The organism is Prochlorococcus marinus str. MIT 9313, assembly GCF_000011485.1.
GTDB lineage: Bacteria > Cyanobacteriota > Cyanobacteriia > PCC-6307 > Cyanobiaceae > Prochlorococcus > Prochlorococcus marinus_D.
Genome location: NC_005071.1, coordinates 1,884,881 through 1,898,281 on the forward strand (window position 1 = coordinate 1,884,881; position 13,401 = coordinate 1,898,281).

General features: G+C 55.7%; 11 protein-coding genes. 6 read left to right on the top strand and 5 right to left on the bottom strand.

The window, feature by feature from the left end; genetic code table 11:
• Position 1: 1 nt before the first annotated feature.
• Complete coding sequence (gene pheA, locus AKG35_RS09560) at positions 2 to 844, bottom strand: prephenate dehydratase (protein WP_011131153.1); 843 nt, start codon at positions 842 to 844, stop codon at positions 2 to 4.
• A gap of 33 nt (positions 845 to 877) precedes the next feature.
• Between pheA and AKG35_RS09565 the strand changes: the two genes are divergently transcribed.
• Positions 878 to 1,462, top strand: a complete 585-nt coding sequence (locus AKG35_RS09565) for a DUF1997 domain-containing protein (RefSeq protein ID WP_011131154.1) — start codon at positions 878 to 880, stop codon at positions 1,460 to 1,462.
• Here the strand turns inward: AKG35_RS09565 and AKG35_RS09570 are convergent.
• The 3 genes from AKG35_RS09570 to AKG35_RS09580 form a co-directional block, all read right to left on the bottom strand.
• Entirely contained in the window at positions 1,418 to 2,020 is a 603-nt protein-coding gene (locus AKG35_RS09570; RefSeq protein WP_041384668.1) for a ribonuclease HII, read from the bottom strand. The genes AKG35_RS09565 and AKG35_RS09570 overlap by 45 nt on opposite strands.
• A gap of 1 nt (position 2,021) precedes the next feature.
• Positions 2,022 to 3,965, bottom strand: coding sequence for an Rne/Rng family ribonuclease (locus AKG35_RS09575; protein ID WP_011131156.1), 1,944 nt, complete (start codon positions 3,963 to 3,965; stop codon positions 2,022 to 2,024).
• A 270-nt stretch (positions 3,966 to 4,235) separates the two neighbouring features.
• A complete protein-coding gene (locus tag AKG35_RS09580; RefSeq protein WP_041384670.1) occupies positions 4,236 to 6,896 on the bottom strand; it encodes a TIGR03960 family B12-binding radical SAM protein in 2,661 nt (886 codons plus the stop codon).
• Between the two features lie 108 nt (positions 6,897 to 7,004).
• Here AKG35_RS09580 and AKG35_RS09585 point away from each other — a divergent pair, with 108 nt between their 5' ends.
• The 3 genes from AKG35_RS09585 to AKG35_RS09595 all read left to right on the top strand — a co-directional run bounded on the left by AKG35_RS09585 (position 7,005) and on the right by AKG35_RS09595 (position 9,541).
• Positions 7,005 to 8,231, top strand: coding sequence for an LL-diaminopimelate aminotransferase (locus tag AKG35_RS09585; protein WP_041385208.1), 1,227 nt, complete (start codon positions 7,005 to 7,007; stop codon positions 8,229 to 8,231).
• A gap of 102 nt (positions 8,232 to 8,333) precedes the next feature.
• The gene (gene clpS / locus AKG35_RS09590; protein ID WP_041385209.1) at positions 8,334 to 8,648 is read left to right on the top strand and encodes an ATP-dependent Clp protease adapter ClpS; all 315 of its coding nucleotides are present in this window, start codon (positions 8,334 to 8,336) and stop codon (positions 8,646 to 8,648) included.
• 107 nt (positions 8,649 to 8,755) lie between these two features.
• Positions 8,756 to 9,541, top strand: coding sequence for a CPBP family glutamic-type intramembrane protease (locus tag AKG35_RS09595; protein ID WP_052646241.1), 786 nt, complete (start codon positions 8,756 to 8,758; stop codon positions 9,539 to 9,541).
• On the opposite strand, the gene AKG35_RS09600 is transcribed toward AKG35_RS09595, so the two are convergent.
• Positions 9,463 to 11,079: a photosystem II high light acclimation radical SAM protein gene (locus tag AKG35_RS09600; protein ID WP_052646191.1), complete on the bottom strand. Its 1,617-nt coding sequence runs from the start codon at positions 11,077 to 11,079 to the stop codon at positions 9,463 to 9,465. The genes AKG35_RS09595 and AKG35_RS09600 overlap by 79 nt on opposite strands.
• Before the next feature lie 185 nt (positions 11,080 to 11,264).
• On the opposite strand from AKG35_RS09600, the gene aroC reads away from it, so the two are divergent.
• Entirely contained in the window at positions 11,265 to 12,353 is a 1,089-nt protein-coding gene (gene aroC, locus AKG35_RS09605; protein WP_011131162.1) for a chorismate synthase, read from the top strand.
• An 86-nt stretch (positions 12,354 to 12,439) separates the two neighbouring features.
• A complete protein-coding gene (locus tag AKG35_RS13415) occupies positions 12,440 to 13,231 on the top strand; it encodes a hypothetical protein (RefSeq protein WP_052646192.1) in 792 nt (263 codons plus the stop codon).
• Positions 13,232 to 13,401: the final 170 nt, after the last annotated feature.

Below are 13,401 nucleotides of genomic sequence, written 5' to 3' on the forward strand. Positions count from 1 at the left end.
CTCAATCGAGCTCCAAGTCGCTGCTGAGATAAGAGCCGAAATGCACAAGATGTTCACACAAAGGCTGCAAGGCCTCGATGAGCTGCTCAGATGCACCAATACCCCCATCCCTCAATTCCACATCCACAAAGAACACGTATTCACCTAGTTCTCGCTTCGAGGGACGCGACTCAATCCGACTCATATTGAACCCCAGTCGAGCCACACAAGTGAGTGCTTCGAGCAGGCTGCCCGGGGCGTTGGCATGCAGAGAGAATGCGAAGCTGGCCACATCCCCACGTTGCAGCGGTGTTCCCTGCCGTAACAACAGGAATCTGGTGCGATTGCCCGCGACATCGTTGATAGGAAAAGCCAGTTCTTTAAGGCCTCTTCCCTGGCCCGTAGGCCGAGAAGCGATCGCTGCCCGAAATCGACTATCTATAACCATGCTGGCCGCCTCGGCCGTAGAACTTGTAGGCAACTGCAGGGCATCAGGAAGATGATCAGCCAACCAGCCACTGCACTGAGCCAGAGCTTGGGGATGAGACAGGACTTCAGAGATGTCTTTGAATCCGCCACTGCTCAGTAGAGCATGACGAATCGGCAAAACCACTGCCCTAAGGATGCATAACTGCGGATGAGACCAAAGCGCATCCAAGCTGGCAGTTACACCACCCTCCACGGAATTCTCCACCGGAACCACCGCCATTTCAGAGCGTTTAGTGGCCACATGCTCAACGACGGAACGCAGACCTATACAGGGCACCAGCTCAAAATTTGCTAATCCCTCAAGCTCCGCCAGAGCTTGAGCCGCTTGCTGACCATAGGTTCCCTCCGGTCCGAGGAAGGCCACGCGTATTGGCATCAGAAGCGCATCGCAAGTGAGGTCGATAGGATCATGACGCGTCAACCGCAAGCCATGCCTCTGGCTTTCCAAGCCTGCCAGAACCTCAATTTGCCGGTAAGGCAAAACACTGAGCGACTGCCTGCTTACCTGCTCGAGCAGGATAGGGTTCTGGCTGCTCTTCTGGAATGGGAAAAACTTACCCCACTAGGTGAGGGTCGCTTCAGCTACGCAGTGACCAGCCTGAACGTGTTTCAGCTGCAGATCAACCCAGTTGTCTCACTCAAAGTAGACAACTGTGACGGCAAACTCAGCATCCGCGCAACCGATAGCGAACTTAAAGGTCTAGATCTAGTGGATGACTTCGACCTCGGCCTGGAGGCCATCATGGAAGCCACCCCAAAGGGTCTTGAAGGGGAAGCTCTGCTATCTGTCAGCGTTACTCCACCAGCACTGCTGAAGCTGATCCCCAAAGGGGTGTTGAAAAGCACCGGTCAATCAATTCTCAGCGGCATCCTGCTTGGCATCAAAACCCGTGTTGGCCAACAACTTGTCAAGGATTTCAGCCAATGGTGCCAAGAGACACCCATACGCTCAAGTGAGACTGCCATTAACAGCAAACAGCTTGGTGAGGAATGAGCGACGATGAAGCTCTGTAGGGCCTAAATCCAACAAGGCACGCCGGTGGATCGCCGTTCCATAGCCAACATGTCGCTCCAAACCGTAGCCATAGAAGCGACTAGCCAACCGCTTGATCAGCCCATCACGAGCCTGCTTGGCCAACACACTGGCTGCAGCGATGGCCGCACATTTGCTATCACCGCGCACCACGGTACGTTGTGGCCCCATCCAGAGGCGCAATGGCAACACGCCATCAACCAAGACAAGCTCCAACGGTGTAGGTAGCCGCTGCAATGCCCTCAGCATGGCAAGTTCCGTCGCTGAGCGAATGCCTAGAGCATCAATTTCGCGAGCCGAGGCCTGTCCAAGAGCCCAAGCCGTCGCGGCATCCTCAATCAGCGGCACTAAGCGAGCCCTGCGGCGAACAGTCAGTGCTTTGCTATCTGTTAACCCCTCAGCTAACAATTCGACTGCCGCAACTTCAGTGAGGACAACCGCTCCTGCAAACACAGGACCAAACCAGCAGCCCCGACCCACCTCATCAACTCCGGCGATGGATTCCGCCGAAGGGTCCATATCAGCCTGCAGCTGAGGAGCGACGGCGGCGGCGGCGCGGATCCTCGGGTTCACTTTCCTGCGGCTCGGAAATTGAAGAAACGGTTTCTACAGAAGCGCTACTCGATGAATGATCAACCTCAAGAGGAGTGATTTGAACACTTAGAGGCTCATTCTTTGCGACAACCTTGGCTTGCTGGACAACGACCTCTGTGCCATTGGATGAAGGGGTTTCGACACTGGCTTCCGGAGCGCCACGGCCGGCCCCTCGAGCACCACCTCGTCCCCGACGCCGACGCCGATTGGAACTAGCTGAAAGCTGCTCACGAGCCTCCTCAAGGACAGACTCAGCATCTTCTCCAGGCCGAACCACGCGAACCAGAAAGTTGTCATTCTCTGGAGGTGGCTCAATCAAAAGCAAAGGGTTTAATCCAAGCCAAGCAAAAACCTCCTCCTGCCCTGAATTCATTGGAACAGCAACCAATTCAGGTTCCTGGCGACGAATAACACCCTCAGACGAGCCCGAAGGCTCTTGTCTCTCAGGTTCAACAGACGTGGTTGACTCAACTCCATTCGCCACACCAGAAGGAGGCGTATGTGCAGGCATCTCAACCGCACCAGAACGAATGCGCCCACCACGCCTACGGCGACCATTCCCGCCCTCACCTGGCACCTGCGCTTCAGCTCGAGCAGAGGCTGCTGATCTCACCAATCCAGTCGCCATAGCAAGTGGCTGTAGCAGATCTTTGCCAGGTAGTACCGCCACATGGCCAAGACCACCACAGGCAGGACAAGCCCTGCCAAACAATTCATAAATGTTCTGCCCCTGACGCTTACGAGTGAGTTCCACCAGCCCCAGTTCAGTCAACTGGGCAATCTGAGGACGAGCAGCATCATCGCGAACGGCTGCTGTGAAATGCTCCAGCAACTGCAACTGATCACGGCGCGACTCCATGTCGATGAAGTCGATGATGATCACACCGCCAATATTGCGAAGCTTCAGCTGGCGGGCAATCTCAATAGCTGCCTCACAATTGGTCCAGAGCACCGTCTGACGAGCATTGGCCGAACGAGTGAACGAGCCTGAATTGACATCAATAACAGTGAGTGCCTCCGTCGGCTCAATGATCACGTAGCCACCGGATGGCAGATCTACCCTGGGCTTGAGAGCATCGCGGATGGCAGCATTTACTCGGTAATGCTCAAGAAGTTCGGTGGATTCGTTATGGGCCTCAACTAATACATTTGGCCCTTCCTGGCCAAGGAAACTGCTCACACGCTCAATGGCAGCGGCATCATTCACCACTACTCTCACAAGATCTGGACCGACGTGATCTCTCAAAACGCGATGAATGAAATCTTCATCGCGATTGAGCAGTACCGGTGGTAGAGCATTGTCTGCCGCCTGCTGGATCGCTTCCCATTGCCTAAGTAAAACCTCCAGATCATCAATCAGCAGATCTTCACTAATGCCATCGGCCTCGGTGCGAATCAACAGGCCAGCACCCGGCGGCTTCACTAGTACGCCAAGTGCTCGCAAACGATTGCGTTCCCCTTCGGAATTAATCCGGCGAGAGATGTTCACCCCCTGGCCATGGGGCTGCAGCACCAAGTAGCGACCAGGCAACGCCAGGTTGCCAGTAAGCCTTGGTCCCTTAGACCCTGTGGGCTCCTTCATCACCTGAACCAACACCTGCTGACGGGGCTCCAGCAGCTCGGTGATCCCTGCAGCACCCTTCTTCAAACGCAGAGGGCCCAGATCAGTGACATGGATAAAACCATTTTTCTCACTTTCCCCAATATTCACAAAAGCGGCATCAATTCCCGGAAGAACGTTCTCGACCGTGCCGAGGTAGACATCTCCGATCTGGTATCGACCCTGAGCAACGATCAACTCATCGACTCGCTCATCTGTGAGCAAGGCTGCGATGCGCAGCTGCTCAGAGATGACAATTTGCTGGGGCATAGAAAATAAATAGGGAGCCCTGCTGGACTCAGAACCGATCAATGGCCTGCCGGCTCAATGCATCGGGTGGAAAACGAATTAACAGCCAAAGGCCGTTGAAGAAGCAGACGGAGTCAAAAACTCCTATTGGTTATGTGTCTCACTGCTCCCGAACAGAGGGAACGGAATGAACGAGCAGCAAATAGCCTCGCTTTGCTCAGAATTGGAGTGAAGAAGGCCGGGACGGACCAGTGGCAAAAATTGCCCCTGCATTCACGTCATATTTTGACTCTAACACTGCAGCAACTTGAGTTCCTGCCTTTGCACACCGCTCATGCGCAAGGGCTCACCCATCTGCTCTGCAAGCCAATGCTGCACCTGAACAGGTTTAAGGCTACGGCCCATCGAATCAATACTTGCCTCCAGACGCAGTTGAACGGCGTCTAAGCAAAGAGACTCACCTCCCTCTTCGCAACTGTTGCACAGTTGAAGTTCACGCAATGCTGGCCGGCAGTCTCGTTGACGCGGCCGTCCCTTCTTATCAATGTCATGCCACAGCAGTTCATGAGCTTCCTTCAAGAACTCGACAGCTACTTGCCACTGATGCCACGTCGATGGCTTCTCAGACTCAATAGCCAAATCAAAGCGCCATGAGGCTGCAACCAGCAACTGAGAGAGACTGCTACCGCCTACAGGCACAGATTCCGCACTAAGCAAAGAGAGTCCCTTCGGCAAGGTGGCCTGAAGCTGCTGACGCATGGTCTCGGCCTCCACCGGCTCCACAAACTCGAGATCCATCCATTCCCCAAAGGCCTCTACCCCCAAAGGCAAAGCCAGAGCTATTTGCAAACGGGGCAGGGAATGAAACCCACCGCTGTAACTCACTGGCAAACCACTGCGCCGCAGTGCTCTTTCAAGCAGACGCATGACATCCAGATGACTAAGAAGGGCCATCGAACCAGTTTTTGCGAATCGCAGACGGATGCGACAGGCTCGCTTCGTTAAAGGAGTTTTCTGAAGCTGCCGATCTGGCACAGGCGGCGGTGGCACCACCTCGTTGTGACCCATTTCAGAACCACAGACGCCACAACTGCTACAGCCTTCGAAAGAACAGTCAGGCACCACCGTTGCCGTCAAGGCACGCTGCAGATCCTCTGCCAGCCAGCTCTTATCAATGCCCGTATCAATGTGATCCCACGGCAGAGACTGAGCGCAGAAGCTGCTCAGATCTTCGCGATTGAGGGCTGAGGTCGCTCCCCAGCTCCCTAACTCCAGATCCCTATATCGGCCCTCCAGCCCTGCAGCTGCAATAGCCCAGACCCAGGCCTCATAAGTGCGATCAAGGGCCTCGAACCAAGCATCCATGCCTCCACCCGCCCGCCAGGCTGCCTCGATCACCGACGAGAGACGACGATCACCGCGACCGACAAAGTCCTCCATGGCGGAGAGGCGCACATCAGTGAAATTGACCTTTACGCCTCTGAGCGCCTGAAATGCCTTTTGCAGCTTTTGCTGACGTCGCTGCAGTTCTTGCGTAGATACGCTGTGCCACTGAAAAGGCGTATGTGGCTTTGGAGTGAAGTTACTAACCGTGATCTTCAGGTTCAATCGCCCAAGATCCCTGCACTGCTCCTGCAACATCTGACAGGTATCGGCAATGCCAAGCACATCCTCATCCGTTTCGCTCGGCAATCCGATCATGAAGTAGAGCTTGACCTTGCGAAAGCCGTTCTGCATCGCCGTGCGGATCCCCTGCAGCAGGTCGGCGTTCGTAAGACCTTTATTGACAACGTTCCTCAAGCGCTGACTGCCAGCCTCCGGCGCGAAGGTGAGAGCGGCCTGACGAGCACCGCCAACGATGTGAGCGATATCATCATCAAAGCGATCGACCCGTTGGCTGGGCAGCTGAAGGGTCACATTCTGATCAGCCAAACGATTTCGCAACTCCACACCAACCGCTGGCAGAGCCAAGTAATCGCTGCAACTGAGCGACAACAATGAAAAATCGCTATATCCCGTTCGCTTCATCCCATTGTGCACTGCTTCAATCACCGCCTCCGGATCAACATCCCGAGCTGGACGTGTGAGCATGCCGGGCTGGCAAAAACGACAACCACGAGTACAACCGCGACGAATCTCCACCTTGAGTCGATCATGCACCGTTTCGATATGTGGAACCAAACCCATGGCGTAGTGAGGCATCGGCTTGGCCACCCGTCGCAGAATCTTGGCCGGCGCAGCAGGCTCCAAAGGAAGGATGGAGGTGCCATCAGGGCCTTGACCGTAAAGCGACGGCACGTAAACGCCAGGCACCTGAGCTAAGTCCTGCAAAAGGCTTGAGCGACTCAGTCCATTGGCCTTAGCGTCAGCCACTACCAAACCAATCTCAGGCAGCAGCTCTTCACCATCGCCAAGGGCTACAAAATCAAAAAAAGCGGCATAGGGCTCAGGGTTACTGGTAGCCGTTGGTCCGCCAGCAAAGATCAATGGTGGTGCTGCTAAATCATTCAGGGGCTGATCACCACGATCGCTTGCCAACAAAGGAATCTCTGCCAGATCAAGCATCTCAAGGATGTTTGTGGCTCCAAGCTCATAACAGAGACTGAAGCCAAGGATGTCGAAGGCCTGGAGAGGACGGCGACTCTCCACCGCGAACAGAGGCTGCCGAAGATCCCGCAAGCGCTGGGCCAGGTCCTGAGCGGGAAGATAGGCCCTGTCACAAAGCTGACCTGGAACTGCGTTGAGAATCGAATAAAGAATGATGTGGCCCTGATTGCTCGCGCCCACCTCGTAGATCTCCGGGTAGGAGAGAGCCCAGCGCACCCGAGAGGCCTGCCAATCACGAGGCTCCACCCCCAACTCATGGCCCATGTAACGGGCAGGGCGATTGATCCCGGCATTGACCAGGCTGTCGAAATCCACCGGCTCCAGACGGGGTGAGGCGACGGTCATGGCCAAGAGGGCACTAATCCCATCGTATGGACAACGCTGGCCACCCCCCCGACACAGCGCAAGGCCCCGTGACGTAGCAAGATGCCTGCCAAGACTGCCAGCTCATCAGTGGTTCAGGTCAACAGCAACTACCTCAAACTCAAGGCGGGATATCTATTCCCCGAAATCGCCAGGCGGATCAAAAGCTTCAGTGAAGCCAACCCGGATGCTGCGCTCATCCGCCTCGGCATCGGCGATGTAACCGAACCTCTGCCACTGGCATGTAGAAACGCGATGAAGGTAGCCATCGACGAGATGGGGACCAACACTGGCTTCCATGGCTATGGCCCTGAGCAGGGCTACGACTGGCTGCGCAAAGCGATCGCCAAGCATGATTTCCAGACCAAAGGCTGTCAGATCAATGCCGAGGAGATCTTTGTCTCCGACGGATCGAAGTGCGACAGCAGCAACATCCTCGACATCCTTGGGAGCAGCAATCGCATCGCCGTTACAGATCCGGTTTATCCGGTCTATGTCGACAGCAACGTGATGGCGGGTCGCACCGGCGACGCCAATCAAAGCGGCCGCTACGCAGGCCTGAGCTACCTGCCAATCAACGCCGAAAATGGGTTTGCAGCCAAGATCCCCTCCGAACCAGTCGATCTGATCTATCTGTGTTTCCCCAACAACCCCACCGGAGCGGTAGCCACAAGAGCCCAGCTCCAGGAGTGGGTGAACTATGCCCGCACCAACAGTGTCTTGATTTTGTTTGACGCTGCCTATGAGGCGTTCATCCAGAACCCCGACCTGCCGCATTCGATCTATGAGATCGAGGGCGCTCGCGAGTGTGCCATCGAATTCAGATCGTTCTCCAAGAATGCTGGATTCACCGGCACCCGTTGCGCCTTCACGGTGGTACCGAAAGGCTTGAAGGGCAAAAGCGACGATGGATCAGATGTGGAACTCTGGAATCTCTGGAACAGGCGCCAAAGCACCAAGTTCAACGGAGTCAGCTACATCATTCAGCGTGGCGCCGAAGCGGTTTACTCCGCCCAAGGCCAGGGAGAGATCAATGCGCTAGTGAGCTTCTACATGAGAAACGCCGCCATCATCCGCAGGGAACTTACGGCCGCCGGGATCGAAGTGCATGGTGGTGAGCATGCGCCCTATGTGTGGCTGAAGACACCAGACGACATGGATTCCTGGGGCTTCTTCGATCATCTGCTCCAAAATGCCCACGTGGTAGGCACCCCAGGCAGCGGTTTCGGTGCTGCAGGCGAAGGCTACTTCCGTCTCTCCGCCTTCAACAGTCGCGTCAATGTAGACGAAGCCATGCGTCGGATCCGTGCCCTCTGAGACCACAGAATCAATCCCCCGCCATTGAAGCTGGGATTGCCCACCATCTGCACCATGGGTGAGCGGCCCACGTACATTGGAGCCGTCCCGATCGTCCTGGCCATGGCGGTGAATGCCCCCAGCCCCACTCCCGGTGGTGCCGCCGTCCTCGAAAAGCAAACCGAGCGGATCCGCAAGCAATCGCCTCATTACAAGGTGCTTCTTCACAACGATCCGGTGAACTCCATGGAATACGTGGTGGTCACCCTCCAGCAGGTCGTACCCCAGCTAAGCGAGCAGGACGCCATGGCCGTGATGCTGGAAGCCCATAACACCGGCGTCGGGCTGGTGATCGTCTGCGACCTCGAACCAGCCGAGTTCTACTGCGAAACACTGAAAGCCAAGGGACTGACCAGCACACTGGAACAGGAAAGCTGAACAGGTCTGGCCTACATCCGCTCTGGTCAGCATGGTTAAACCAACGTTGGCGCTGGTTGCCGACAGTGACCCTGATCCCCCTGCTCTACGGGTTGGGCTGGCTGATCATGCAACCAACTGTCCTTTTCCTGCCAGGACTGCCGCTCCAATGGCGGGGCCTGCTGGGAACCCTCTGCAGTGCACTGCTGTTTCTAGTGCTACTGCCTGGCTGGGTTAGGGCCCGCTGGATCAGCCAACATCCATGGCGCAGCTTGGGCATCACTGGTGCAGACGTTGGCAACACCCTTGTGAAACCCCTGCTCCTCGGATTGGCCGGGGCAGGGGCCCTGCTGCTGCTAATCAGCGTGATCACGATCAGCGGCCATTGGGGCTACTGGCTAGGGGATCTCAACGCCGAGAAACAGCTCAATGCCATTCTGCTCTGCCTCGTCGTGGGCTTGCTGGAAGAGCTGCTATTCCGCGGATGGCTCTGGGGAGAGCTCAAGCTACTGATCGGAGCACGGCTGGCACTGCCCATTCAAGCCCTGATTTTCAGCCTGGTGCACACACGCTTTAACATTGGAATCTGGCCAATGCTCGGCCTGCTGAGCGGGCTGTTCCTACTGGGCCTGGTGCTGGCCATTCGCAGGCGCCTCGACCATGGCTCCCTCTGGGGATGTGTAGGACTGCACGGAGGTTTGGTGGGTGGCTGGTTTGCCCTCCAATCCGGCCTCATCCAATTTTCCCCTCAGTCGCCACTTTGGCTCACCGGGCCAGCTGACAACCCCCTCGGTGGAGTGGTCGGCATCCTGGCGATGGCTTCCTTACTCGTCTATCAGCTCACGGCATTAGCCAAGGCCGCCCGCCCCATCACTGGAGCCCGTAGAGCCTCCTCCAAAGGCGCCACCCCGTAATCCCGCTCAAGCAAGGCCATCACGGTACGTCCGAAATTGCCAGGCTCAGTTTCAAAAGCCTCGAGACAGATTCTTCCGAAAATGCTTCCCATCGGTTCAGGGTTCCAGAGCAGCTTCCTAGCCGTCCAGGGCATCATGCTCATGGGGTTGTAGCCGGGCTGAATCAAACCCTGTTCAAAGCCGTACTGCTCCAAATGGGTGTGAGGTTGGAGGCCAATGAAGAAGATGGCAGGCTCTACCTTGTCGGGCCCGAAAATCCGTTCCAGCTCGCGGTGATAGGCGATGGATTGACGAATCGTTTCCGGTCTTTCGTCAATCACGTTGAAGGAGTAGTTCACCGACACGTGTTGACGGAAGCCAGCGCGGACTAACAGCCGACAGTTCTCAAGCACAGTTCGCAGGTTGTACCCCATGCGCATCTTGCGCACGAGCTCCTGAGACCCTGAGGTAATGCCAATCTCGAAGTAACTCATGCCGGTTGCAACCATCAACTCCGCAAGCTCGGCATCAAGGTTGTCGGCACGGATGTAGGCGGCCCAACGAATTCCATTGAGCCCTTCGGCCTGGATCGCCGTCAGAAGATTTTTGGCATCCTCAATGTATCGGCGGGCGGGGATGAACTGTGCATCGGTGAACCAAAAGCCACGTACGCCACGGTCATAAAGCTGGCGCATCTCCGCCACCACCTCTTTGACAGGATTGAGCCGTACCTGTTTCCCCTCCACAACGGTGTAAACGCAATAGCAACAATTGTGGGGACAGCCCCGCTTGGTCTGTACACCGACGTAGAAGTCACCACCCTCTAGGTACCAATTCAACTGAGGCCATATCGATGAGATGTAGTCGTAATCGCAGGCGGATTTAGGACGACTTTCAGGCTGCTCATGAATCAGACCAGCTCGTACTGGCTCACCCACCACAAAACAGCGTTGATCACTCAGGGAAACGCCGCGCAGCAAATTCTCCAACAGGAGCTCCCCTTCCCCCACCGACACGATGGTGCCCTTCGGCAAAGAGCGACCAAGTTGCTCATAGAACACACTCACTGCACCACCACCCAAAACAGCCCGGGCATGGCTGGCATAGCGACGAGCAGCTAGCAGCCCATGTCGCACAAGTCGCTGATTGCGCCAGAGCTCTCCGTAATGGCTTTTCATCAACAACAATCCACCGAAGGCGCCCCGGAGGCGTCGCAAAGGATTGCTTGCATAAAACACCTCAAAGGAGTGCTGCAGTGGATTGCCAGTGCGGCCATCTACCGGTGCATAGATCTGGATATCTCTCCAAGAAAAAACCAGCAGGGTGGGGCGAAACTGATCAATCGTGGCCAACAACACCCGTTCAACATCCAGCACAGGCAAAGCAGCCAAATCCAAAATCCGTTGAGGAAGATCCGGGAAACACTTGTGCAGGTGATCGGCCAGGTAAATCGGCCCAATTGGAAAGATGGGATTGCAGGGCAACCTCACCAGCAGCACACGCTCCTCTACCTGCGAGGAAAATCCTCTAGAAACCTCAAAGGATGAAGCGGAACCCATTGGTCAAGAGCGCAGGATCTCAGCGATTGCTCAAGCTGAAAGCGACGCTAACAATGACTGCGCTTCTCCCAAGCGCTAATCAGTCAAGCCGTTGTCTCTGAAACTCCCGGCATCAATTGAAGATGAGCAAAGCAAGCTCCCCGCTGCGCAGCGACTAATTACTCTCTAATAAGAATGAGTTCTTGATGGGCAGCAGCTTTGGGGATCTATTCCGAATCAGCACCTTCGGTGAATCTCATGGAGGGGGCGTGGGAGTCATCGTGGAAGGCTGCCCACCAAGGCTTGAGCTTGACCTACAGAAGATTCAGGCCGAGCTAGATCGACGCAAACCTGGCCAAAGCAAGATCAGTACACCCCGCAAGGAAGAAGATCAAGTCGAAATCCTCAGCGGTCTGCTCAACAACACAACCCTTGGGACACCAATCGCCATGGTGGTGCGCAACAAGGATCACAAGCCTGGCGACTACAAGGAGATGAATGTTGCATTTCGGCCTTCCCATGCCGATGCCACCTATCAGGCGAAGTACGGCATCCAAGCTCGAAGCGGTGGAGGGCGAGCCTCCGCAAGAGAGACGATTGCGCGGGTAGCCGCTGGAGCGATTGCCAAGCAATTACTGACCAAAGCCCATAACACCGAAGTACTGGCATGGGTCAAACGCATTCACACCCTGGAGGCCGAAATCAATGCCCAAGACGTCAGCATTGATGACGTAGAAGCAAACATCGTGCGTTGCCCGAACCAAGTCATGGCAGCGCAAATGGTGGAGCGTATTGAAGCCATCAGCCGTGAAGGCGACTCATGCGGTGGTGTGATCGAGTGTGTTGTCCGCAATGCCCCAATGGGTCTGGGGATGCCTGTGTTTGACAAGCTTGAGGCAGACCTCGCCAAGGCCGTGATGTCACTACCTGCCAGCAAGGGCTTTGAGATCGGCTCGGGTTTTGGCGGCACCCTGCTAAAAGGCAGCGAGCACAACGACGCTTTCCTCCCCAGCAATGATGGTCGCCTACGAACAGCCACCAACAACTCTGGTGGCATCCAGGGAGGGATCACTAACGGTGAATCGATCGTGATCCGAGTGGCGTTCAAGCCAACAGCCACCATCCGCAAAGATCAACAAACAATTGACGCTGATGGCAACACCACGACACTGTCTGCCAAAGGTCGTCATGATCCCTGCGTGCTGCCTAGGGCCGTACCGATAGTTGAAGCCATGGTGTCCCTTGTACTCGCTGATCACCTCTTACGCCAACAAGGACAGTGCAGTCTCTGGTAAAGCAAATCTGCGCCTACCTAGACCAAGCAATGATTCCCCCTTCACAAGGTCCTACTACTCAATCATCATCGACAAATAGTTAAAGCATGCGCTGCCAATGGCGCTCTTCCCTCGTGATGCTGCTGATTCACGAGCCATGGAGCCATGATCGCCACAGCAGAATTGCCTTAATCACCAGCGGGATCGCTACTGCCAAACCACTGGCTCGACAATTAAAAAGGCCTCTTAGTACGACTGGCAAAACCGTTGGTTTTTACCCATTCGCCCGAGGCCTTAAAAAACGAAACGGAGGCACTGGACCAACCAGTCACCTCCAAGCATCAAGTGCTCATTTGAGCGCTAATGGAACGCTACCGTTGGCGCCAACCGCCGAGCTAACGACAGAGGTCCCGAGACGACCAGCGGCCTTCGCCATGCGTTTTGCTACAGACGTGGAGGCAACAAGACTTTTGCTCCCACTAGCTTTGCGTGCACGACGAGCTGGTCGCGACGTGCCAACTGATGTGCTGGAAGACTTCTTCGCGGAGGCCTTGGCAGCAGAGGTTTTCTTCGCGGGGGCTTTAACAGCAGAGGCTTTCTTTGCAGGGGCTTTAACAGCAGAGGCTTTCTTTGCAGGGGCTTTAGCAGCAGAGGCTTTCTTTGCAGGGGCTTTGGCGGCAGAGGCTTTCTTTGCAGGGGCTTTGGTCGTCGAAGCCTTCCTTGCAGAGGCTTTGGTCGTCGAAGCCTTCCTTGCAGAGGCTTTGGTCGTCGAAGCCTTCCTTGCGGGGGCTTTGGTCGTCGAAGCTTTAGTCGTACTGGATTTCTCTGCGGACTTTCCACTAGACACCTTCTTTGCAGGAGTCTTACTCGGTGATTTACCTGGACCTCGACTGCGATGAGTCAGCACCATGGCCCACTCATCAGCAGTGAGATTTGAAGGCTTGCTGCCATGTGTATTGGCAAGCTTGGCAGCCTTTTCGATGTCCTTGATCAAATTGGTCCAGGAAGTCGCAAAGCGCTTGTCGGACTGAGACTTGGCACCGCTTTCAACCAAGGTTTCCACCACTCC

Coding starts and splice junctions, on each gene's coding strand:
- pheA (WP_011131153.1), bottom strand. CDS start 844: ATGCCAATACGCGTGGCCTTCCTCGGACCGGAGGGAACCTATGGTCAG.
- AKG35_RS09565 (WP_011131154.1), top strand. CDS start 878: ATGACGCGTCAACCGCAAGCCATGCCTCTGGCTTTCCAAGCCTGCCAG.
- AKG35_RS09570 (WP_041384668.1), bottom strand. CDS start 2,020: ATGGACCCTTCGGCGGAATCCATCGCCGGAGTTGATGAGGTGGGTCGG.
- AKG35_RS09575 (WP_011131156.1), bottom strand. CDS start 3,965: ATGCCCCAGCAAATTGTCATCTCTGAGCAGCTGCGCATCGCAGCCTTG.
- AKG35_RS09580 (WP_041384670.1), bottom strand. CDS start 6,896: ATGACCGTCGCCTCACCCCGTCTGGAGCCGGTGGATTTCGACAGCCTG.
- clpS (WP_041385209.1), top strand. CDS start 8,334: ATGGCGGTGAATGCCCCCAGCCCCACTCCCGGTGGTGCCGCCGTCCTC.
- AKG35_RS09595 (WP_052646241.1), top strand. CDS start 8,756: ATGCAACCAACTGTCCTTTTCCTGCCAGGACTGCCGCTCCAATGGCGG.
- AKG35_RS09600 (WP_052646191.1), bottom strand. CDS start 11,079: ATGGGTTCCGCTTCATCCTTTGAGGTTTCTAGAGGATTTTCCTCGCAG.
- aroC (WP_011131162.1), top strand. CDS start 11,265: ATGGGCAGCAGCTTTGGGGATCTATTCCGAATCAGCACCTTCGGTGAA.
- AKG35_RS13415 (WP_052646192.1), top strand. CDS start 12,440: ATGCGCTGCCAATGGCGCTCTTCCCTCGTGATGCTGCTGATTCACGAG.